Origin of the sequence: Bartonella sp. CL71SXKL, assembly GCF_042194935.1 — a bacterium.
Lineage (GTDB): Bacteria > Pseudomonadota > Alphaproteobacteria > Rhizobiales > Rhizobiaceae > Bartonella.
This window is the reverse complement of the sequence record NZ_JBHINI010000005.1, coordinates 1-23106: the sequence shown is the minus strand read 5'-3', so window position 1 is coordinate 23106 and position 23106 is coordinate 1. Positions and strand designations below refer to the sequence as shown.

The 23106-nt window shown below is 35.2% G+C and carries 17 protein-coding genes, 1 tRNA gene and 4 pseudogenes; 16 read left to right on the top strand and 6 right to left on the bottom strand.

The window, feature by feature from the left end; translation table 11 throughout:
• Positions 1–175: 175 nt before the first annotated feature.
• Positions 176–378, bottom strand: a pseudogene (locus ACFILA_RS03850) (hypothetical protein).
• Between the two features lie 275 nt (positions 379–653).
• On the opposite strand from ACFILA_RS03850, the pseudogene ACFILA_RS03845 reads away from it, so the two are divergent.
• Positions 654–856: pseudogene (locus ACFILA_RS03845) on the top strand (helix-turn-helix transcriptional regulator).
• A gap of 99 nt (positions 857–955) precedes the next feature.
• Here ACFILA_RS03845 and ACFILA_RS03840 read toward each other — a convergent pair.
• Positions 956–1031, bottom strand: a tRNA-Thr gene (locus ACFILA_RS03840).
• 454 nt (positions 1032–1485) lie between these two features.
• Here ACFILA_RS03840 and ACFILA_RS03835 point away from each other — a divergent pair.
• The 6 genes from ACFILA_RS03835 to ACFILA_RS03810 all read left to right on the top strand — a co-directional run bounded on the left by ACFILA_RS03835 (position 1486) and on the right by ACFILA_RS03810 (position 6869).
• The gene (locus tag ACFILA_RS03835) at positions 1486–1620 is read left to right on the top strand and encodes a SlyX family protein (protein WP_273790429.1); all 135 of its coding nucleotides are present in this window, start codon (positions 1486–1488) and stop codon (positions 1618–1620) included.
• 1069 nt (positions 1621–2689) lie between these two features.
• Positions 2690–4117 (top strand): amino acid permease, encoded by a 1428-nt coding sequence (locus tag ACFILA_RS03830; RefSeq protein ID WP_375631049.1) that lies wholly within the window; start codon positions 2690–2692, stop codon positions 4115–4117.
• A gap of 40 nt (positions 4118–4157) precedes the next feature.
• Positions 4158–4838, top strand: a complete 681-nt coding sequence (locus ACFILA_RS03825; protein WP_273790432.1) for an energy-coupling factor ABC transporter ATP-binding protein — start codon at positions 4158–4160, stop codon at positions 4836–4838.
• Positions 4835–5491, top strand: a complete 657-nt coding sequence (locus tag ACFILA_RS03820; protein WP_273790433.1) for an energy-coupling factor transporter transmembrane protein EcfT — start codon at positions 4835–4837, stop codon at positions 5489–5491. The genes ACFILA_RS03825 and ACFILA_RS03820 overlap by 4 nt, the downstream gene beginning before the upstream one ends.
• On the top strand, positions 5488–6045 hold the full coding sequence (locus tag ACFILA_RS03815; RefSeq protein WP_375660695.1) for a biotin transporter BioY: 558 nt from the start codon (positions 5488–5490) through the stop codon (positions 6043–6045). Before ACFILA_RS03820 ends, ACFILA_RS03815 begins: the two co-directional genes overlap by 4 nt.
• Positions 6046–6302: 257 nt before the next feature.
• Complete coding sequence (locus ACFILA_RS03810) at positions 6303–6869, top strand: biotin transporter BioY (protein WP_375660694.1); 567 nt, start codon at positions 6303–6305, stop codon at positions 6867–6869.
• A 21-nt stretch (positions 6870–6890) separates the two neighbouring features.
• On the opposite strand, the pseudogene ACFILA_RS03805 reads toward ACFILA_RS03810, so the two are convergent.
• A pseudogene (locus ACFILA_RS03805) lies at positions 6891–7069 on the bottom strand (single-stranded DNA-binding protein); the annotation flags it as partial.
• 363 nt (positions 7070–7432) lie between these two features.
• Here ACFILA_RS03805 and ACFILA_RS03800 point away from each other — a divergent pair.
• The 3 genes and pseudogenes from ACFILA_RS03800 to ACFILA_RS03790 all read left to right on the top strand — a co-directional run bounded on the left by ACFILA_RS03800 (position 7433) and on the right by ACFILA_RS03790 (position 8958).
• A complete protein-coding gene (locus tag ACFILA_RS03800) occupies positions 7433–7570 on the top strand; it encodes a hypothetical protein (RefSeq protein ID WP_375637499.1) in 138 nt (45 codons plus the stop codon).
• A pseudogene (locus tag ACFILA_RS03795) lies at positions 7548–7854 on the top strand (BrnA antitoxin family protein). The gene ACFILA_RS03800 and the pseudogene ACFILA_RS03795 overlap by 23 nt, the downstream one beginning before the upstream one ends.
• A gap of 399 nt (positions 7855–8253) precedes the next feature.
• Positions 8254–8958, top strand: coding sequence for a hypothetical protein (locus ACFILA_RS03790; RefSeq protein ID WP_375660693.1), 705 nt, complete (start codon positions 8254–8256; stop codon positions 8956–8958).
• On the opposite strand, the gene ACFILA_RS03785 is transcribed toward ACFILA_RS03790, so the two are convergent.
• Complete coding sequence (locus tag ACFILA_RS03785; RefSeq protein ID WP_375637497.1) at positions 8942–9481, bottom strand: hypothetical protein; 540 nt, start codon at positions 9479–9481, stop codon at positions 8942–8944. The two genes, ACFILA_RS03790 and ACFILA_RS03785, sit on opposite strands and share 17 nt — an antisense overlap.
• 575 nt (positions 9482–10056) lie before the next feature.
• Positions 10057–10305 (bottom strand): hypothetical protein, encoded by a 249-nt coding sequence (locus ACFILA_RS03780; protein WP_375631044.1) that lies wholly within the window; start codon positions 10303–10305, stop codon positions 10057–10059.
• 319 nt (positions 10306–10624) lie between these two features.
• On the opposite strand from ACFILA_RS03780, the gene ACFILA_RS03775 reads away from it, so the two are divergent.
• The 6 genes from ACFILA_RS03775 (at position 10625) to ACFILA_RS03750 (ending at position 15957) form a co-directional block, all read left to right on the top strand.
• Positions 10625–11212, top strand: coding sequence for a DUF637 domain-containing protein (locus ACFILA_RS03775; RefSeq protein WP_375660692.1), 588 nt, complete (start codon positions 10625–10627; stop codon positions 11210–11212).
• Positions 11145–11768: a hypothetical protein gene (locus ACFILA_RS03770; protein WP_375660691.1), complete on the top strand. Its 624-nt coding sequence runs from the start codon at positions 11145–11147 to the stop codon at positions 11766–11768. Before ACFILA_RS03775 ends, ACFILA_RS03770 begins: the two co-directional genes overlap by 68 nt.
• Entirely contained in the window at positions 11749–12108 is a 360-nt protein-coding gene (locus ACFILA_RS03765) for a hypothetical protein (RefSeq protein ID WP_375660690.1), read from the top strand. The genes ACFILA_RS03770 and ACFILA_RS03765 overlap by 20 nt, the downstream gene beginning before the upstream one ends.
• A gap of 87 nt (positions 12109–12195) precedes the next feature.
• Positions 12196–14775, top strand: a complete 2580-nt coding sequence (locus tag ACFILA_RS03760) for a DUF6990 domain-containing protein (RefSeq protein WP_375660689.1) — start codon at positions 12196–12198, stop codon at positions 14773–14775.
• An 88-nt stretch (positions 14776–14863) separates the two neighbouring features.
• On the top strand, positions 14864–15211 hold the full coding sequence (locus ACFILA_RS03755) for an HNH/ENDO VII family nuclease (protein ID WP_375660688.1): 348 nt from the start codon (positions 14864–14866) through the stop codon (positions 15209–15211).
• A 275-nt stretch (positions 15212–15486) separates the two neighbouring features.
• Positions 15487–15957, top strand: a complete 471-nt coding sequence (locus ACFILA_RS03750; protein WP_375660687.1) for an SMI1/KNR4 family protein — start codon at positions 15487–15489, stop codon at positions 15955–15957.
• A 1008-nt stretch (positions 15958–16965) separates the two neighbouring features.
• Here ACFILA_RS03750 and ACFILA_RS03745 read toward each other — a convergent pair.
• Entirely contained in the window at positions 16966–21948 is a 4983-nt protein-coding gene (locus ACFILA_RS03745) for a DEAD/DEAH box helicase (protein ID WP_375660686.1), read from the bottom strand.
• Between the last annotated feature and the right edge of the window lie 1158 nt (positions 21949–23106).

Sequence of the window (23106 nt, the reverse complement as noted above, 5' to 3'; positions counted from 1 at the left end):
TTAATCTTTCAGAGGAATTGTATCCTTAGCACTTTATTTTCCGTTTATGCCTCCAACCACATAGACCAGCACCTTGTTCATTATGTTTTAAATATCTCTCGCCAAATTTGGACTAATCACATTGATATCTTGTCGATTCAAATAAATTGGCAGCCATCCAATACAAGAAGTTCATTCATTCGTCGCGCAGCCAGTTAGAAAGCTTAGTGCGCACATCAGCATCACTTTTCTATTAATTTCATTTTCTATCTCAAGCCGTGTTGTCGCTATCTTGAAAGCTTCCTTTGTTTGCTTTTGCTTCTCAACTTTTTTCCCAAGAAAAAAGGCTTTGACTAAAGCTATAAGAAAAGCTGCTATGATCGCTGACCTCACCGTCAGATATTTTTTTCCATATGAATAACGCTTTTGTCTTTTTCATATGAAGCATTTTGTGGGGTGTTCGGGTCCAATGGTATCACCTTTGTCTGGTGTTGTATTGGCTACGTTTCCAGCAGCGTCTTAAGCAAATCAATCAAGCTATTGAAATCTTTTTAGAGGCAATAGCACAAGAGACAAAAAAGATTTTGACAAAAAGCCGCTTGAAGATATAGGAAGCTCTCTCCTCCTAGCCCCCCAGCCCATTTACATAACATAAAAAAGAGAAAGGCAATGAAATGATATTTGATGATGGCGATAGATATGTAACAATCCGTGAATGTGCACAGCTTTTTAGTGTATCCACAACAACGATTCGCCATTAGATGCCTCAGGTGTATTTCCAAAGCCATGCAAGCTAGGGAGAGCAGTAAGGTGAAGGAAAAAAGAGATTTTAGAATTCACTTCAACGAAAAATAAGGAGAAAATAAGAACAAATTAGGTAAAATTATATAAACTGTAGAAGGTGGTCTAAAAGGTGGTCTGAAAATGGCCATTTAAAGAAAAAATCTATATATTTCAATATGTTTAAGAAACAAAATGGTGCCGCATGCCGGATTCGAACCAGCGACCCCATCATTACGAATGATGTGCTCTACCAACTGAGCTAATGCGGCATAGGTTTGTAAGTCAATGAAACAAAACTAATTTGAGGGTAATAGCTAAAAGTACGTATAAAAGCAAGAATGCATTTTTTCAATAATTTATAAATATGATAATAATTTGAAGGAGAAGTATGTAAAAGTCAGAGGAAAGTATTCTTTGACCTTAATGCTATAAAATGCTTTCCAATTTAGATAACACTTAAATTAAGAAGCTGGGAATGTAGATCTTTAGGATGAAAAATGGTGTCAAGATATCTTAGTAAAGATAAAAACATTTTCTGGTTCTTGAGAAAGAAATTTGTTGCATAAGTGATTGGGAAAATAAAGATCATCATAAACCCTTTATAATGTGCAAATAAGATGAGTAGAATTAGTTTAAAAGTTACTTCTCATTTTTATGGGAAGAAAAAGGGAGGAGGATTAATAAAATTAATCACGTTTTTTTATTTAAGAGGGAGTAAAAATCATGTCGGATGAAGATCGGCTGATAGAACTAGAAATGAAGCTAGCTTACCAAGAAAAATTCATTGAAGAACTTTCTCGAGAGGTAATTAATCAATGGAAAAGTTTGGATGAGATATCTAAAAAGTTGATATTTTAGCGAGACGATTTTCAGATTTAAAAGAACAGAGTGTTACTGAAGCTGTTATCTTACCATTTTCTCAATAGGGAGAAGGTGCGAAATATTTTTTATCATAATTGCAATTATTTACAGATGAGTTTTTATTTCACGCATTTTGTTAGACTTGTAGAATAATTTTTATAAGCTTCTTCATTAATTCTAATAAGTTCTAATCTTATAAGGAGAGCTGATATTAGAAGACGTTTTTTTATATGTGGTTTCTAGTACGAAAATTAAGAAAAGTTTTTGTAGAGTATAAAGAAGCAGCCATAGAAAAATATATGAACTGCAATATTTTAAGTTTTTTCTGTACAGAGTTTTCTTATAGGTGGGAGGTAGATTTATTCGCTAATTTTTTTAAATTGATACAGATGAAGTGATGTTATCGTTATCTATAGAAATCATAAGTGAGCGTCTATATTTATAATAAAGCGTTTTAATTTGTTCTGATGATCAAGTGATTTTCAGTTGTTTTATAGAGTGAGGGGTTTTAAGCGACATCGATTATGTTATAGGACAGAGAGCTCTAGAAGTTTTTTTCAAGATCAAATGTACTCTTCGTTATATGTATATGATATTTTGTGAAAAGGCTTTTGTTTTTCGTAATTTAAGATACAAAATACTATTGCTAAAGCACCAAAGATAGACCATGCGGGTAAATAAGTGAGAGTAATGCAAATTGAGGACAGAAAATCAGGCATTACCTTGCATAGAGATTGATTAAGGTGATAGATATCTGTTTGCAGAAGGTTTATTAAAATTTTATTAAAGGGGGTTGTTGTCCAATGTGATGTGATTACAGAGTGTGCGTTATCAATGACCAATGCTATAATGGTTAGTGTAACGAAAATGAAGGACATTAATTTAAATAAAGGGTGGAGCATATTTTTTCTTAAAACTTCAACGGGACATACGTATAATGCACAAAAAAATGAGGAGTTGCATTATGATGAGAAAATAAGTTTACGTTTGTTTTGTGTTTTTTGAAAGAGGTGCCTAATTTTTCAATAAAAGTTGAGGTTAAGTTCAACAAAAGTAGTGAGGCATGATGTCTGAAAAAAAGCACGAGGAATTGAAGCGTAGCCTTCAAAATCGCCATGTTCAAATGATTGCTTTGGGTGGCGTTATTGGGACGGGACTTTTTTATGGGTCAACCGAGGCAATTCAATTAGCTGGTCCCTCAGTTATTTTATCTTATCTTGTCGGCGGGCTTATTATGTATTTCATTATGCGAATGCTTGGTGAAATGTCAGTAGAAGAACCGTCTTCAGGAGCATTTAGTTTTTTTGCTTATAAATATTGGGGGAGATTAGCTGGTTTCATAACAGGTTGGAATTATTGGTTTCTTTATATTCTTGTGAGCATGGCTGAACTTACAGTGATAGGGTTTTACCTTGATCATTGGATTTTGATTGATCATTGGAAGACATCTTTCATTGTTCTTTTATTTGTTACATTTGTTAATTTGTTTAATGTTCGTTTTTATGGAGAATTTGAATTTGTTTGCGCTTTGATCAAAGTGGCTGCTGTTATTGGTATGATTATTTTGGGAATTTTTCTCATTGTCACTGGACTAGGGGAAAATCAAGCGAATATTCATTATCTTTGGGACCATGGCGGTTTTTTCCCTTATGGAGCAGTAGGGGTTGTTTTAGCAACTTCTGTAGTAATGTTTTCTTTTGGAGGAACGGAGCTTATTGGTATTGCTGCTGGAGAAGCATCTAATCCACAAAAAACAATTCCAGCGGCTATTCGTCAAGTTATGTGGAGGATTATAATTTTTTATATTGGTTCTATCAGCGTTATTATGATAATCAGCCCTTGGAATATGATTGGAAAAAATGGTAGTCCTTTTGTCACAATTTTCGAGACTATAGGAATTCCTGCTGCTGGTCATATTTTGAATTTTGTGGTGATTATGGCTGCTATTTCTGTTTACAATAGTGGCATTTATTCTAATGGCCGTATGCTTTATAGTTTAGCTGTACAAAAAAATGCACCACATATTTTTAGTAAACTGAGTGCTGCTCGTGTTCCTTATATTGCTATCCTTTTTTCATCATTATGTACGGCGTTGATTGTCGTTGTTAATGCTCTTGTTCCTGATAATAGTTTCATGCGGATCATGGCTCTTGCAACTGCAGCAGCAGTGATTACTTGGGCTATTATTGTTATTGTTCATTTGAAATTTCGCAATGCATATAAGAACAGAAAGGGCGATTTTATTTATGCATTTGGTTTATATCCTTACGCTAACTATCTTTGCCTCAGCTTTCTTGCTTTATTGTTTTGCATTATGTTTGTCAGTGGTTTTGGGCAAAATGGATTGATGACTCGACTTTTTGATATGATAGGAATAAGCGTGCCTTTTCTTGAAACATATATTCCTGTACAGATGCCTGATATGAGTTTGGCAGTCATTATTATTCCTCTATGGTGCTTGTTATTACTTTTAGGTTATAAACTGAAACGATAGAGAAAGAAGAGCTAATAAAAGGGATTGATTGGAATAAACTTTGGGGATTATAAAATTTGATGAGGTAACACAAGTTTTTGGTGATTTGTGTGTTTTAAGAAATATTACTGTACAGCTTACCGAAAGACGAATTGCTATTATAGGTGCGAATGGTTCTGGAAAAAGTACATTTGTTCGTCTTATTAATGGGCTCCAATTACCATCTCATGGTTTTGTAAGCGTTGATGGGCTTGATACAAAACGCGATGCAAAAGCAGTAAAGCGTAAAGTTGGATTTGTTTTTCAAAATCCAGATAATCAGATTGTTTTACCATTAGTTGAAGAGGACTTATCCTTTGGTCTCAAAAATTTAAAGCTTAATAAAGATGAAATTAAGGAGCGTGTAGATGAAATTTTACAGCGCTATGAACTTCAAGATTTCAGAAATCACGCTGTCCATTTATTAAGTGGTGGGCAAAAACAACTCGTTGCTATTTCCGGTGTAGTTGCAATGAAACCAGACTATATTATTTTTGATGAGCCGACGACATTACTTGATTTGCGAAATAAGCATCGCGTTACGCAAGTGATAGAAGAATTACCACAAACTGCAATAGTTGTATCGCATGATTTAGAGTTTTTGAAAAAGTTTGATAGAGTGCTGGTTTTTGATAAGGGGGAGATAGCAATTGATGATGTACCTTTTGTTGCTATAAAGGAGTATATAAGAAGAATGTCATGATCGGTTTATATATTCCGAGGGATACATTTATTCATAGGTTAAGGCCTGGAGTTAAGTTATTATTTCTTACGGCGTGTGGAACTTTTATAATAATGGTTTCTTCCATAGCGCTTCTTGGTTTATTTTTGTTGTTTGTCATCTTATTCTATAGAGTCGCCAAGATCCCTTTCAAAACTGTGATAAAGCAATTTAAATCGATGGGATTGCTTTTAGTTCTTCTATTTGTATTTCAAACTATTTTTAGCGGTTGGCTTACGGGGGTTGAGGTCATATTACGTCTTGTTATCCTCTTTTCTTTATCATCAGTTATTTCATTCACAACAAAAGTGTCAGATATGGTGGATGCAATTGAAGCAGGCCTCCAGCCCTTTCGTTGTTTTGGTATAAATCCATCAAAAGTGAGTATGGTTATCTCTATGGCGATCAGGTTTATTCCTCTTTTGAGTGAAAAGTTTAATGAGGTACATGAAGCACAGCAAGCACGGGGACTTAATACTAACATTGTTGCTCTTGCGATACCTTTAATTATACGGACCATAAGAATGGCGTCAGAAGTGGCTGAAGCATTGGAAGCGCGTTCTTATGATGCTGATACTATTGATACAGCATCTCGTAATAATCAGAGTTTTTATAGTAAAAGAAGAATTAAATGAATACAAAAGATTTAGTTTATATTGCTTTATTTGCCGCTATTTATGCTATTTTGGGCCTTTTCCCTTCTATTTATCTTCCTTTTCTTCTAGGGGTACCTGTTACAGCTCAATCGATGGGACCGATGCTAGCAGGGTCTATACTTGGGGCAAAAAGGGGTGCTTTAGCGTCACTCCTTTTTCTTGTTCTTGTTGCGATTGGATTACCTCTGTTGTCTGGTGGTCGTGGTGGAATCAGTGTCTTTTCAGGGATTGCAAGTGGTTATTTAATAGGTTTTCCATTTGCCGCATTTTTTATTGGTTTAATGGTAGAGTTGTTTTGGCAGCGGTTAAATTTTATAACATTATTTATGATAAATACTTTTGGTGGCATTGGGATAGTTTATTCTTTTGGGGTTCCATGGATAGCGTATATGACCAAAGTTTCTTTACTGAATGTTTTAATGGCTTCATCAGTTTTTTTGATAGGCGATTGTTTAAAAGCGTTGATTGCATCCTTTATTGCACTCGCGATTAAAAGATCTGTTCCTCTCATGCATTCAAAGCATAATAATTAAAATAAATGTATTATTTTGTTATGCTGTTGTTATATAATATTCGTATATCACTATTATTGAATTTAACTATAGTAATTTATGATATAATTAAACATTGTAGAATCTAATATGATTTATATAAGTAATATTATTAAAATAAATTATTATAATATTTTTCTCTATATCTAAGGCATTTAAAGTGTACTTTTATAAATCTGATACTTTTTATTAATTGTACAACAATAACGAAAGCTTTTCCCTAGTGAAGGAATAATTCAGTGAATACAAAGGATTTGGTTTATATTGCTTTATTTGCCTCTATTTACGCTGTTTTGAGTCTTTTTCCTCCTATTTATCTTCCTTTTTTGCTGGGTGTCCCTATTACAGCTCAGTCTATGGCTCCGATGTTAGCAGGCTCTATACTTGGAGCAAAAAGGGGAGCGTTAGCATCACTTCTTTTCCTTGTTCTTATTGCGATTGGTTTACCTCTATTGCCTAGTGGTCGTGGTGGAATTAGTGTTTTTTCAGGAGTTACAAGTGGTTATCTGATTAGTTTTCCATTTGCTGCATTTTTTATTGGCTTTATGGTAGAATTATTTTGGCAGCGGTTAAATTTTATAATATTATTTGTGATAAATACTGTGGGTGGCATTGGGATAGTCTATTCTTTTGGAATACCATGGGTAGCGTATATGACACAGGTTCCTTTGCTGACAGTTTTAATAAGTTCATTAGGTTTTTTGGTTAGTGGTTTCTTGAAAGTGCTGATTGCATCCTTTGTAGCGTTGACCATAAAAAAAACCGTTCCTCTCATTCATTCGGAAAAAGGGGCAATTTTGTACTGAAGAACAAGTTTTGCCAAATGTATGTAGATTAAAAAGCATCACGGAATACCATTCTGTTTTGTCTACTTTTTATTGGTATTTTTATCTGTATAGCTCTCAAAGGTAGCCATACGAAAGTTGAATATTTCGGCACCCAAATTCATTTTTTTGCTTTCAGGAGCAGCCCCTACATAGCCAATTAATATCATTTTATTCAACAGGCTTGTAAGTTTTATTCGATTTGCATACTATATGCATAAAGCCTTAGAATAATTTATTATTTTTTTAATATTTTTAGTTAATTAATCACTAATTTTAAAAGTGTTAAATTATATTAATTGTATAAAAACATGGATAATTTAGTGTTCATCTAAAAACTCTTGATGTATATAGTGCCCTTATAAATGTATTAATATAAGGTATAAAAATGAGATTTGAATGGAATGAAGCTAAAACAAAAAGTAATCTTAGAAAGCACCGTGTAAAGTTTTGAAATAGCTGCATATGTTTTTTCTGATCCATTCTCCATGGCTAAACAAGACCGTATTGAAAATGGAGAGTATGGTTAGCAAGCTTTATGGCTCATGGATGTTTTTTTATTACTATTCGTAGCGCATATTGTCCATGACGATAAAAATGGCATAGAGGTAATCCGTATTATTTCAGCACGGCGAGCCAATTTGAAAGAGAGGAAACTTTATAAAGAAGAAAGTTCGTTATAAAATTGAGGTAGGTAACTTATCACCTTTGACAGATGAACAGAGAGTTGAAGTTGATAAACTGGCTGTAATGCCGGACAATGCAATTGATTATAGAGATATTCCGTCACTCAATGATGCGTTCTGGAAAAATGCCGTTCGCAATCCATTCTATAAACCACCCAAAACTGTTACAACAGTGCGTGTGGATTCAGACGTTCTAGCGTGACTTTAAAAGTCAAGGGAAAGGATATCAAATGCGTATTAACGCCATTTTACGTGATACTATGCTTCGTTCAATGCACTGATTTCTCCTCCACTTAAAAGCCGGGAAGGGGGAGCCCATATTCTAAAAATCTAAGCAGCTTTCACTGCAGAGTTCTCTAAAATTCGTATTGCTTTTGCAATTAAAATTGTATAGCTTTGATCTTTAACTAACTAATTCTAAACAATAAAATATATTTTTGATATACCACCTTCTCGTGGCCACTAAGATAACTTGGGAAGCACCTGCCATCTGATAAGACTATAGACATTGTGATTATGTTAACTTTATGAATACCATTAACTTTCTTTCTTATAAATATAAAATAGATCCAGCCTCAGAATTAGTTAATATCAATGATGCTGATAAATTTTTATAGGAAAGAAGATACGATTTTAACCGTGATAATCAATGTGTTACCTTAATAATTGAAAAGTTTTCTGTGAACTCGAAGATCTGCTATTGGATTTATGTTTTAACGGGAGAAAATAGTCCTTATAACCCAGAAGTGATTGATTCTGAAAACGACTTTCAGAATATTCCTAACCCACGTCCTAGAAAATATGTTGAACAGAATAAGCAATATTTTGGAATTTTGATTCCTATAGAGTTTACTCTTTTTTCTTCAAATAAAGAGTTAAACAAATTCTTGCAGCTACACTACAAAAAATCTTTTCCCCCGAAAACGATTGATATCTCACCTGATATTGTTGGTAAGGAAGAGTTCGAAAAAAAATTGCTTTTAATTAAAGAAATAAAACTGAAATATACACAACCAAAACAATTAGATTTTTTTGCAATGCAATCAGAAGACAACTTGCTAAAGATGGCTAAACTTTTGTTAGGTGAATTTCCCACGGATGATTATTCTGAAATGGAACTTGACTTGGGTATCAAATTTAAAGAAAAAAATAATTTAAAGAATTATTTTTTGAATCTTTTTAAAAAATATAAATTAAATCCAGCATTTAAAAACATAAGTTTTGTTGGAAAGACACATAATAATTTTGATATAATCTTTAATACTGAAACTTTTCAACATAAATTTGCTATTAAAACAAGTAAAAATGATAATGGTATGTATAATGAAGGTCATATAAAAGAAAAATTAAAGCATGAAATCGTAAGTTTTACTGTATCTCTTTAATAGAGCACTGTAGCGTGTAAATAGATATATTTATTAAACTGCGTGTACGCAACATAAGGAAGAATACACAGACTAAAAAAAAGTACCAAATTATAATATTTGAATATCCAAGAGCAATATCTAAGTACCAAAGTACGGTATCCAATGAAAAAGAAAACTTGTGCTCCACGTACTTAGAAATGACAGGCAAAGAAACAGTTTCTTTATAACTACTTGGGAAAATTAAAACGACAAGCGCTAAAATTATTAACTTTAGGAGACTGTGCATATACTGATGTAACTCACATGTTAATGTCTTCCAACCTGTTGTATTGCCGCATTTATATTGTGGGTTGTTTTGCAACTCAGAAGGGATATTAGAATTGCATAAAATTGCAAAAACAGTTGTTACGATCACCAAAGAAATAGACGCGAATGTCAAAATACCCTGAATAAAGTCAAGATTTTTTCTTATTCCTAAAAAACATACAAATATAAAAATTATAACGCCAAACAAGGCTTTTCTCTTCTTATCTGTAAACATATTTATTTCCTGTGAAAAAATTATGATCTCAATTTCTTAAATTATTTTCTGATATAAAAACACAAACTACCTTTTAGTCTTTTTAGCATTTGCTTTTCTTTTAATAGCAATGTCTTCTATTGCATCCAGTTGCTTTTAATATTTTAGTTAACCTCGTCTATGATTTATCTATAGTTGATGATAGCTTTAAACACAGAGCTCCATAATCCCAAACTCTTGCTTGCATTTTGATACCCAAATCCACCTTTCAACAAAGCCCATCGCACTGGCAACCCTTTCATACAGATTAAAGAAAAGCTCTGTTATTTCAAAAGTACACGAAAGGGAATCATAATTGCCGCAACATTTTTTGCGCTGATGCTGGCTACTCATGTTTTAAAAAACAAATATTTTGAAATTCGCGTATCCTAAAATCCTTAATTTGTATTAATGGATTTATTTACTTTATAAATTTGATACTATAGAGCTATTTTAGCTTCTAGAAATATATTGTACATTAAAAAAACTTTTTAATCACTCTTTAAATGCATATCCAATCCAAAAATGATCAGCACTTTTCACTATTTTGCTACTTTTTAGAAATCTATTTTAAACTCTCCTATCATTAGTTCATGAAGAGTTTTGGTGCGTGAAAGAAGGTCTTTTTCAATCTCTTCACAATACTTAGAAAAATCTGTTGCTCTTGGAATGATTTTTTTAGACATGCTTTCTACGTTGCTCTGCAAAATGCGTTTTAAGGACTCTTTCAAAATCAATAAGGAAATATCTTTGAGTTCAGTTTGATAAGCTTGAGAAGAGGTATTATAGTCCATATATTTTCGCATGTGGAAGCTACCACAAGAGAACAAGCGAAAAGTATTAGAGATATCATCATTTGAAGCTTTTACAGCAATAAACCTGTGAAGCCATATGCAAGTCTCAAGTGCATTTTCTTCATTCGGTTTTTGTTTTTAATTTTCCATACGACACACGGCTATTTCAGGCTATTACTTTGGGTTGATTAAGATTTGTAAGGAAAGTTGATTGGCTAGCAGTTAAGGCTGAGTTTAAAGACTGGGATTATAAAGCCCAAGGGCTGAAAGAAGCCGGTGCGGCTATCGTGGCATTGGCTGTCACGGGGGCGCGGTTACGGGCGGAGCAGCCTTGGGTGCTGCCAGTGCCATTACCGGTGCATTGGGGCTTGGCTCGAGCACCGCCATGAATGCGGTGATACAGGCAGGTGTCCAAGCATTGATTGACAAAAGCGCTGTGGCTTTTGTCAATAATCGCGGCAATATTGCCGGCGCCTTGCATGAGCTTGGCTCTTCAAAGAATGTTCCCAGCATTGTCTCATCGATGTTAATGGCGGGCTTAACCAGTCAAATAACGGAAATGGCAGGTGTTGGACAATCTTTGCCAAAAACCGCTCCTTTTGTCGATCGTATCGCCCGTGAAGCGGAAAAGAACCTGATCAAAGCCGCCATTGGCACAGGCGTTCAAATGGCTCTTGAGGGTGGTTCTCTTGACAAGAACTTTTTTAACAATCTGCGCATCGCCCTGTCTGATACGGTTGGCAAATCGTTGGCAGAAGAAATTGGTACCGCCAAGGCAGAAGGCAAAATAGACACGGTCACACAGATCGTTGCCCACGCTGGTCTTGGCTGTTTAAAAGGCGCGGTTGCGAGTGGCGCTTGCTCTGCCGGTGCTATCGGCGGGGCCTGTGGGCGAAGCCACTGCTATGCTCCAGTTTAAACTGTGGTCCCCCAATTTTATACAAAAAGAAATAGCAGCATTGGATGGTCGTATTCCAACGGCAGAAGAACAAGCGCGTATAAATGCAAAGATTGAAGCACAGTTTGCTGACTTTAGCGATCATGCCATTGATGTCGCACGGGCTGTGGGGGCTTTGCTGCTGCCCTTGCTGGTGGTGATGTCAATAAATACTGGCGCGGATGCCGCTGGAAATGCTGCGGAGAATAATTTTCTTCCTGCGGTAGCAGCATTAGCAGCATTCATTGTGTCGCTTACACCAGAAGAGTTGGCAGCTCTGTCTCTTTTTATGGCTGGCGGAGCAACTGTTGTTGGATCCTCTAGCAATAAGACGGCTATAACGGATTTCTTTGGCTATTTGTTTGCATTGAAAAATGCAGAAGAAGACAGCGAAAAAACAAACCAAAACTCAAAAGAAGAAAAAAATAAAAATTCTCAAACGGGCAATGAAAATCCACAAAACAATAATGATGATAATGATGGAAAGGGTAAAAGGCTTGGACAAGTCAGGAAGCATCATGAAAAAAAAACGCGATGAGAAAAAACAAGAATTAAATGATGAGGGATGTAGAACATGCAAAACAGAAATAGTATTCAAAACTAAGACGGATAAGGGGGTAGTAAGATCTCGTGCGGATATCGTTTATATAGAGAATAGTAAAATAAAAATTGGCGAGGTAAAAACGGGGAAGAATGCTAAATTAAGTGAACAACAAAAGATTTTGAAAGAGGCATATAAAGAAGGAAATGCTGAGTCCACAAAAGGAAAATTTATAAAATTTTTTAAAGAGAACAAAGAGTTCTTAGAGGCATATCAAGAATCTTTCAAAGATTTTAAAGGAAGTGGCAAAGAATTAAACCAAGCTAGTAAAAAATAGGTTAAAGAACAATTGAGTAATAAGTTAGACAAAACAGACATTAACGTTTTTCATTATCTAGGACTTTTTGAATGAAAGTGAATAGCGATGCGAACTAAAGACGTGACAGAGATTTTAAAAACGCTTGGCTGGGAACCTTATCGTGCTGAAGATGGTAGTATGTTTGCGCATTATCATCTTCCCGATCGCATTGTAGGCATTAGTTATGATGTTGTAGATTATGGAGAGGATGGGGGAAAGTTTCGGCTATCGGCTAATCTTACCACTGCTGCTTATTGCCTTGCTTGGGAATATGCTAGTGGTGAAGTATCACAGGATAAGTATGAAGATACGCTGTTTTCTGCGAAAGAGGATTTCGATGTTACAGCTTCAGATCTCTCAGAAAGCCATGTTAAGGAATCTTTAAATAGGGTTATCGCTTGGGCGAAAGCACAAGATATTGAACAAAAATTACGTGAAAAAGCAGCCAATCATTCTGCTGTTGCAGAAGCATTACTTGGTGATATTGAGGCTTTAAAAAGTTCTAAGTTTACACCCCAATTACATGTACCAGAATTTTCAGATTACAAAACAATAGGGTGGATTGAGCGCCTCATTCTTTTTGTGCAAGCTTATAAAAACGGGGAGTTAGATGACACTTTAGCGCGTAAAAAACCTAAACAGAGGTCGATGAGTCTTACAGCAGCAACTCGCATTTTTAAAATTCAAGGGTGGTTTTCCACAGAGCTTGGGAAAATGTGGTTGGTTTTGCCGGATCGTTTTATTAAGTTAGATTTTGGCTTTGTACATCTCTATGATCAGTATAATGTTCATCTCGAAGCTGAAATATCTAATGAAAAGATTTCTGTAGCTTGCGAATATATTCACTATAGGAGAGAATATAATTGGATACGACCTACGGATATTTATAAGTCTTTTAACACGATAGGAGGAGGGATTTTTAGTGGTTTTGATAAAGGAATTGATATTTGTGTAGAGACATTGAATGAGCAAGAGCTTATCAAAGTCTCTGAGCGGGTGATACAGTGGGCACGTGCCCAAGATTTACAAGCATCAATAGAAAGCAAAACACGTGTTCAAAAGTATAGCTATTATCCAGCTGTGATTTGGCATTTGGCTTGTTTAGCATTGACAGGTCAAATTGATGTCCTAAAATCCTATCAAGATTCTATCGCAGAGGGTAAGCTACCTGACCATTTGCAAAATCTTGATAAAGAACTGGAGGGGTATGTTAACCATGCCGTTAAATTTTCTGAAAAACATCTGAAAATCCTTAATGAGCGAGAGTCAGCAGAAGCACATCTCAGTCCACAAGTTTTGATTACTTTCAATAAAGTTACAGAGCAATTAAAAGAAATGGGTTGGACAGTTTATCGTGATAAAAACTACAATCGCAATGCTTATTTTGTAAGTAAAGACCGTATCATCAATATAATGTATAACCTTCAAAGTGATGAAGAAGAGCCGATTGTTGCATTTAAGGCTTCCCTTTCAACACTTAGTTTTTCTACGGCTCATAGAGAGATTTTCTATAATATGCCTCAATATATAGCCCTCAAAGAAGCAGAAGAATTTTATACAGTTTCTAGTACTGAATTGGCTGAAGGCAAGCTAAAACAGATCAGTGCGGATGTTCTTGAATGGGCTGATCGGCAAAATATTAATCAAATCATTTATGATTATGCGGCTTTGCCAACAAACAGTGAACTTGATCTTGTAGCGCGTCACCTTATTGCGCTTGTTTTGATTGGGGATGTTGAAAAGCTCAAATCTTATAAGGAGAATTTTAGAAAGGGAAATCCTTTAGGTTTTGTGGAAGAAATCTCAAAATATAGAATTGATAATCTCCTCACTCTTGCACGGGGTTATCGAGCAGGTTTTCCTAAAAATGCTCCGATTTTAAGCTTGGATCCGCAAACAGCATCTGTTGCTTCCAAAACTATTGCTGTTGAGGCTACAGAGGAAGCGGATGAAGTGGATGACACTGATGATCATCTCACCATGGAAAGTGCTCATGCACTTTTAAAAAGCTTAGGCTGGTCAACCGAGAAAATCAATGAGAATGACCATATGGCAAGCTATCAATTGGCTGATCGTGAAGTAGATATTCTTTATAACGACGAAATTGCCAAAGACTACCCGCAATTTGATAGCGCCTTTATGATTAGCACGGGCATTCTTTCCACCGCTTGTAAATTCATTGATCCTACCCACACGGAAGATATTCCAGATATACAGCTTAATTTTGAAGCAAAGGGGTTAGAAATCTTTGAACCAGAAGTCACTGCGGATCGCTTAAAGAAAGCACTTGATGATGCGCTAGAATGGTCAGTCAAAGACATTGACCTTTCTAAAAGACTTCGCTCTGATTATGGCACTGCTCCTTGGCAACAAGATGCAACATCTAAAGCAGATAATACGGATTATGCTTTACTTCATCTTGGCGCTCTTGCTTTATTGGGTGATGTTGAGACCTTACAATCTTATCAGAAAAGCTTTACGGCAGGTGATCACCTAGGCTTTGACGAGAGCATCAACAAAACCCACCTTGAACGTGCATTAGCTTTAGCCAAAGAAGTAGCAAAGGTGAAGCAAGTGAGCTACGCTTTGATTGAACGGGTAGCAAAAGATTTTGATGATCACTCAGAGCTTTCTAGCGAGGAATAACCTCGCTCTTGGAAGGAGAGTTTATTTAAGTCTATTTAGAACAAAGAATAAATTGATTATTTTGAAAAAATCGAGGGGATTATGAATCATGAAATGGATAAAGAAAAAAAGTATGGGGGCAGCTGAGCCGGTGGAATTTAAAAGTCAAAAAGTTTATCAGGAAGATGAACTGTTTGAGCCCGAAACAGTTTCTTCTTGGAAAGAAGAAGGACAGATAGTAACGGGTACAAATGTGGAAAGAATGGTATCAGGAAGAGCACCTATTGGAGTCGATTTTAGACCTATTATGTTACATCCTGTGACACAAGAACAAGATAGTCCTCTCGTTGAGGTTCTCTACTCATTTTATCAAGGCAGGAGTTTGCTTGCTCCTACGAATCCAAAGACAAATTTTATCAGAAAAGTTATTTGTTGGATTTCAAAAAAAAATTCCTAAGTAGGAAAAAAAGAAAAAGTAATTATTGCAAATATTGGAGTAATGTCCCTAAAAGGCGCTCTCTAAACTTTAATGATCACCTCCTTTAATTCCATCATATATTGTAAATGCGAGATGATTGTACAGAGACAGATGAGAAAAGAGCTCCGTCAAGAACATATCTCTTATGATTTTATCAATCTCATCTCAATTCCATTGGCTATAGTAGAAAAAGATTGATCATTAGGAACACTCATTATGAGTAAAAACACGCTGTGACTTATGGAGAAAAATTTATGAAAAGTTATACTTTATCAGATGTTGCACAATATGTTGATATGCATAGTCATGTTATTAATCTTGGTACTCAAGATAATGCCCCTGATGATGTACGGATTAAAACAGCTGAGAACACTCTTGGTTTACAATTTACCTCTTCCTATAAGAATTTTTTAAAAAATTATGGAGGAGGAGAAATTGGAGGTGAAGAAATATTCAGTATTTATGAAATCTGTGCAGGTATTCCTGCTGGTGATATTGTTTACCGAAATTTGCTCGATAGAAGAGATGGCTTTACGGACCCCAAACAACTTGTTATCTGCACAACTGATTTTGGTGAAACCTTTTATTTTGATTATACGCAGTTTAGGGATGGTGAATGCCCTCTCTATCTCAAGTATACATCTGAAGATTCCGAATATTACGCAAGTAATTTTTATGAATTTCTCTGCAAAAGAATTAAAGAGTATGCAGGGGAAGATTCATGAAAACTTATACCTTAGATGATGTTATACAACTAGTTGATAAATAGGATAATTGTAATTTATAGACTGTTATGAAAACATCTCAATAGAAACTGATCATTATAGAGATGAGAAAAATCCCTTTTAATAGACCGTGTCAGTTTTGTCAGTTCTTTTTAGAGCTTATATTATTTTTTTTAAATGAGAGAAAATTAAAAACATTATATTTCAATATGTTATAATTTTAATGATGCAACCTTTATTAAAAGACAACCCATAAATTCAATTCATAATATATATTTGTCAGTTATGTGTCAGTAAATTGAACTGACAAAATAGATTATTTTAGTGAGTGATTAAAACGTGCTTTATGAAAAGCGTATGAAAGTAAAAACTGATTACGTTATTAAAATCCCTTTAATGAATTTTTATCAATTTATTTAAATAGATAACCTTATGATTTTAGTGAGTGATTAAACCACGTCTTAAAAAAACATGTGATCCTTTAAAGCCTTTCAAAAGAAACGGTTTATGATCATAAAAATGCTATTAAGACTATTATGGTTATGAGTTTAGGGGGGTATGGGGGTTTTGGGGGGTCTTTTTACCCCCCCCTTTATATATATTTTTCAATCCAAAATAAAAGTTATTATATTTCAATAAGTTAATCTTTCAAATAAACAACCTATATTAAACATAACACATAAATACAATTTTTAATATATATCTAAGAGGGTTTTGTAGGTGTTTTGGGGGTTTTAAAAACAGACAAAACCTATAAGTAATATAAGAAAATGAATATACATAACTCTCTTTAAACAAAGCTTTTGAAAAGCATAAAGCTATCATTTTAGATAACGGTATAATCTTTTAAAGGCAATCCAAATAAGAGTATCTAAAAGTGCAAATGATTTCTTTTTAGAATAACGCATATAAACACTCCTTTTAAAGATTGTATCTAATCAACTTAACAAGAGAGGTATAGATTATGGTTATAAGACTCTATACCCCTTGTGAGTTAGCAAGCCAAGTCTATTCAATTTCTTTAATTTCTAGTTTTGGTAGGTTCTTAACGATTTTCATTGTCTCTAAACTTACGGTAATAACCCTCTGAAATAACTCTAGAGGGTAGGCAGGGTTGCCAATGGTTTCAACAGCATAGCGATTGGCATCATTAACAATACCACTCTTTTTATCAGTCTTTACACATTGACGCCCCATAACCCATTCAAGAGCGGGTTTACCATTAACGATATACTCATAAGCTTCAAGAGGGATATCTGTTATTGTGATATTGTTATTATAAATAACAGTTGATTTATCTTTCTCTTTACCTGCTTTTGCGAATTTCATTTCAGTTACATAATAAAACTTTTCTGGATTAGAGATCTCTGTTTGTTTTGGATTACCTTTTTTAAAGGTTACTGGATAAGGCTCTACAGTTTCATAATTCACGTGCAAATGACCCAGTTCACGTCCTGCTGTCACAAACTTCCAAAAATCATCAGCACTCTTTACACAAGGGATACGAGGCAATTCTTTAGAAAGGTTATCAGCATAACGGGCGCGGTAATCTTCCGAATGCAAAATTCCATAAACGTAATAGAATAGATCATCTTTAGTGATAGTTTCATTAGGATAAGCCATTTTAAAATATGCTAATCCTTCATCCGTAATGGCATCACGCCTCTGTAAACTAGCTGTTGTGTTTGCTTCTGTAGAGTTTGTAAATAAATGGGATTGTTTGTTGTTTTTATTCTTTGAAATTGTAGTCTCTTCATAAAAATATCTTGGAAAGCATTGGCTAGCAGCCATAGCATTAACATCAGGTAAATCTTTTATCATTAGGGTAGAAAAACCATTTACTCCTATACCTGTAATTTGTATTACCTTATTTTCGACTACTTGCCCCATCGGAAATATACGAGGCATCTGGTAAATCATTTCATTAAAGATACGATTATAATAAAGCCACTGTTGCATAAATGGACGATACAAACTTTGCTTAAGGCATGTCTCTTCAAATTTAAAAACTTTCCCTTTTGCTAGCTCTTGTTTAAGTGCACGACTCCAACTTATCTTTCTCTCATCTGTATTGACGAAGTGGTCTATAGATTTTGCACGTGTTTTATGATCAGCATGCGGATAGATATCATTAAAACGTTGTACTTCGCTATTATAGAAGGTGATCATGTTATTCATGTTTTTCGCTAAGCATTCACGACTTGAATTGTATGTCCAAACGTCACGATTAGTTTTTAAACCACAAGAATAAATTTCAAAAAGTTTTTTATTATTTTCCTTCTTCTTCTTATTATTACTCTTATTACCTAAAGTTAGAAAATTAGCAAAACTGTCATCCCGTTGATTAATCCAATCGCCATGCTCGTTTGGTGTAATGAGTTGCCAGCCTTGTTCATGGGTAATACCATCAATACTGCAAAATTCGTCAAGGATCTCAAGTTTCCTTTTAGTTGTAAGATTACTACCAATGTCGTGATAGTAAATTTTACATGATTCAGTCACATTAGGATTTTTGATAAACAAGGTTACAGCAATACCAGTCATACTTCCGTTGCCAAAAACATTCTCTCCTTCTTGAGCGTTATTTTTATTCATCATATTTTTACGAATATCCCCTCGTAAATTAAGCACATAAATGCTCGTAAACTCTTTGGCTAAAGATTTTCGCAAACTGTCCATTGTTGGCTTGTCTATGTAACCAGAACCAGAAACAAAACCAATTACCCCAGCATTATCAATACGGTCACTAGCCCAACGAATGGCACGAATATAACTATCATAAAGTCTATTAATATTATTTGCTTTTGAATGAGCAGCATAAGTTTCACGAATACGGTTATCTAATATGGGGTAAGGAGTATTCTTTGCATTATCATTTTCGCTTTTTTGTCCTACTGAATAAGGCGGGTTGCCAAAGATAACTTTAATATCCAGTTTCTTTTGATGTTCTAAATATTCACTGTTTTCTTTGAATAATTTTTGCAGAAGGCTTTTCTCTTCAAGCATGCGGAATGTATCGGTTAAGCCAATATGTTTGAAAGGAATATATTCACCTTTCATGATACTATGATAGGTCGATTCAATGTTAATCGCTGCTATGTAATAAGCGAGTAAGACAATCTCATTGGCATGGATATCATTTCGGAACTTATATTCCATATCCTCTGGTTTGATCAGTTTAGATTGTAAAAGCCGTGTGATAAAGGTCCCCGTTCCAGTGAAAGGGTCAAGAATAGACACACCACGTGACCCCAAGCTTTTGCCAAACTCATTACGCAACACATCATCAACAGAATGAATGATAAAATCAACAACCTCAACGGGCGTATAAACAATCCCAAGCTTATCCGTGGTTTTCTTAAATGCCTTGGCAAAAAAACTTTCATAAAGTTTGATAATAAGATTCTGTTTTGTATGAGTTTCGGTGATACCTGCTGTACAGAATGTGACACTTTTGTAGAATTTATCAAGATCTTTCGTTTTCTCTTCGATATTGGTTTTATCCAGTTCCGTTAAGATCTTATCCATTGCTTGCGAAATGGCATTGTTCTGTACAAATTCATTACCGTCAAATAAAGCTTCAAATACGGGACGCGTGACAAGATGTTGTGCTAACATCTCAATCGCTTCCTCTTGTTTAATATCGCTGTTTACGTTGTTTTGTAATTCCTTATGGAACGCATCAAAGGCATGAAAGGCTTCACTTGTTTCATCAGCAAGCAGGTTTTGAAGGTGCGTGATATGGTTTTGAGCAATCTCAGCAACATTGTTCGCCCAAATGCCCCAATAATCCGTGATTTTAAAACTATCCAGAAAAATGGCTTTGACAAAATCAAAAAATTCAGAACGGCGGAATAAGTCTCCTTGTCCTCCAGATACCGATTGAGATTTGCTTTCTGCTGTTCCAATGCTATGTCCAGAACTTTCTGCTTTTGATGGTATCGAGATCTCATCAACCGTTGTGGTGAGTTCTTTTAATTCATCGGCTCGTTTAATCTCTATAATCTCAATCGTATGGCTGCTATCTTGTCCTAAAGACATCTGATTAATTGTCCGAGCAAGCCTTTCATCATGAGAATGTAAAGCATGCAAAACTTGCCAAACAACACGGTATCTCTTATTGTTTTTTAAAGCTTTTTTGGCTTCTAAGTGTGAAGGAATGATAATGGGTAAAATGATATAGCCCGTTTTCTTATTTGGAGCACGGCGCATCACACGCCCCACCGCCTGTATCACATCCACTTGGCTATTGCGTGGGTGTAAGAACATGATCGCATCAAGAGCAGGGACATCAATCCCTTCTGAAAGACACCGAACATTGCTTAAGATCCGACAAACATTGTTCCCAGCATCTCCTTTAAGCCAATCCAGTTCCTCATTGCGTTTTTTGACGCTTTGCGTTCCGTCAATATGTCTTACTTCACAGTTTAGAAAGGGAACGGTTTGAAGGAAATCATCAATATGAGATTTGATAATTTTATTAAAGAGCTTTGTTATATATTGAGAGGTATTGATATCTTTGCAAAAAGCTAAAGCACATTGCATGGGCTCTGTATCATCATCATCAACAGCGGCTTGCTTATCTATTTTGGTCAGGGCTCTATAACAGCCAATAATTTTTGCCGCATCATCTAAATCAATTTCACGGTTTTCATTGGCAATAATCTCCTGTATGGCTGGTGTGATATAGGTTTCATCAATGCCTAAGACCACAATTTTGTAAGGGGTTAACAGTTCATTATCAACAGCTTCTGCGAAGGTATAATGATGGAGTTGTTTTCCAAAAAGTGCTTCATCATCCATAGAGGCGAGAACGGCATTGATCTCATCAGCCCGCCTTTTGGCAGTATCACTAAAGATACGCGGCGTTGCTGTCATATACAGCCGTTTTTTACCACGAATAATGCTGTTATCATGAACCTTGATAAATTCAGATTCATTGTCTTCACTTCCCAATGAAGCACCAGTGGTACGGTGTGCTTCATCACAAATGATTAGATCAAATTCGGGTAAACCATGCTCTTTTTGTGCATCCGAAATCACTTGGATAGAATGATAAGTTGAAAAGACCACCGTCATTGCGTCTACTAGGTTTTCACAAGCTTCTTTAGCAAGGGCTTGTGCATCCGTGGTAGCAGGGAGAACAAGGTCTGATGTTTCCATGCCAACAATATCATCTTGGTTTTTACGACGCTTGCCTACTTTTGTATCCGAACACACCGCAAAAGAACGCAACGGGACTTGTGCATCGGCTGTCCATTCACGGATCGTTTGCGAGACTAAAGCAAGAGAAGGCACCAGAAACAACACACGCTTGCCTTTTCCTGCTATGTGTTCTGCTATCTTAAGGCTTGTGAAAGTCTTCCCCGTTCCACATGCCATAATCAGCTTGCCACGATCTGCTTCTTTTAACCCTTCACAGACTTTCTTGATGGCTTCTTCTTGATGGGGACGAGGCTCTTTTGTTGATTTCAGAAGAACTTCTTGTTTTGTTGCAAATATTTGCCAATCTATCCGACTGTTTTCCATATGACGAAGGTCAATACGATAAACGGGTATCGCTTGTCCTTTAATCATGGCATTCACATTGTCACTTAATTCCACTTCTGTGGTATCAACGAGAAGACGATATTTAAAGATGTCTTTTCCAGAGGCAGCGATAAAGCTATCAATATCTTTTTTACTGATCTGATGGTCAGCTTTATAAAATTTACATTGAATAGCCACATATCCCTCTTGATGACGAAGCTTTCCCACCAGATCAATGCCGATATCATTTTTATTCCAACCTTCACGCTCTTCAGCCCATTCATAATAGGTTTCTACCTTTTCATAGCGTCCATAATGAAGAGGGTCATGCATAAGATAAGCCATGACAAGATTTTCAAACAATGTTCCCAATTCACGAGGTGATTTTGCTTGTTGACGATAATATTCTAAGAGAGAGCGTAAAGAGACATGTTCATGATCAGAATGATGAGGGCGAAGCATAAAGAATAAACTCCATGACAATATATTCTATTGATTAATTCTCTTCAAAAGAATCAAAATGAAGCTTATTAAATCCATTTTGAATGAATAGTGTGAAAAATTCGGAAAATGCTAAAAAGCGGATAAATTTTTTTCAAAAGTTTTTTTTAATGCTGTTTATCCACAGCCCATGACATGGGATAAGATCAGCAAAATAGTGAAATTTGCTGTTTATTTGATGTGTTAATTGACCTGTTAATCAAGACAAATGCACCATGGACTTTAAAACATCAGAATGAGTATTTTGATAGGTTTTATGAGTCACTAAAATAATCTAGTTTGTCAGTTCAATTTACAGACACAAACTGACAAATATATATTATTGATTGTATTTAAGGTTGTATTGTCGATATAGGTTGTATCGTTAAAATGCTAACATATTGAAATATAATGTTTTTAATTTTTTATCATTTAAAAAAATAAAATAGGCTCTAAAAAGAACTGACAACACTGACAGCACTGGACAAAACTCTTCTGTTCAGATCGCTCAGATCATTGTCTTTGGAGAAAAGTTCTTTGATGAAAATGCCATTAAATATAACTTATTAGAAAATCAAGACTTTGTTTGCTCGCCACATTTGGCGAGCAAAGGCAGGAAAAAGAGTTTTGCGTAATTGTCTTGAAAGGCTCTCAAAGAGATTTCTTATTGTTTGCTATGATGGTTTTTGACGACAGGATGTGCTTGATCGCATGATGTCTCGTTTATATGCGTGTTGAGTGGCTTAGAGGAGCTGGAGAGTGAATTTATCTCTAATTATTGATAAATATATTGTAGCATTAAACTGGGGATATTGATGTATTAACCATTGACGGGCTAAACAGTTTTGTTTAGAGGTCTTTTTACATAAATGTGGGGGAGAGATCTTCAGCAGTTAAAATAAAGCAGTTTTGGGTGTCACTTTTTTGGTCACAAAGGCATGTGCTTTTGTTAAAAGCGTCATAGGGCAGTGGCTGTTTTGAGTGGACTTGTTAGAGGTTCCATGAAGTTCTTTTAAACAATGCTTCATGAATAGTGCAAAGCGGGGCAATCTGTATTGTTTTGTGTATTTTTACGCCAAAGTTCTCTTTTGAGAATTTTTCGTGCCATTGTTGTTTTCTTTGGCTTGTTTACAGGTGTAA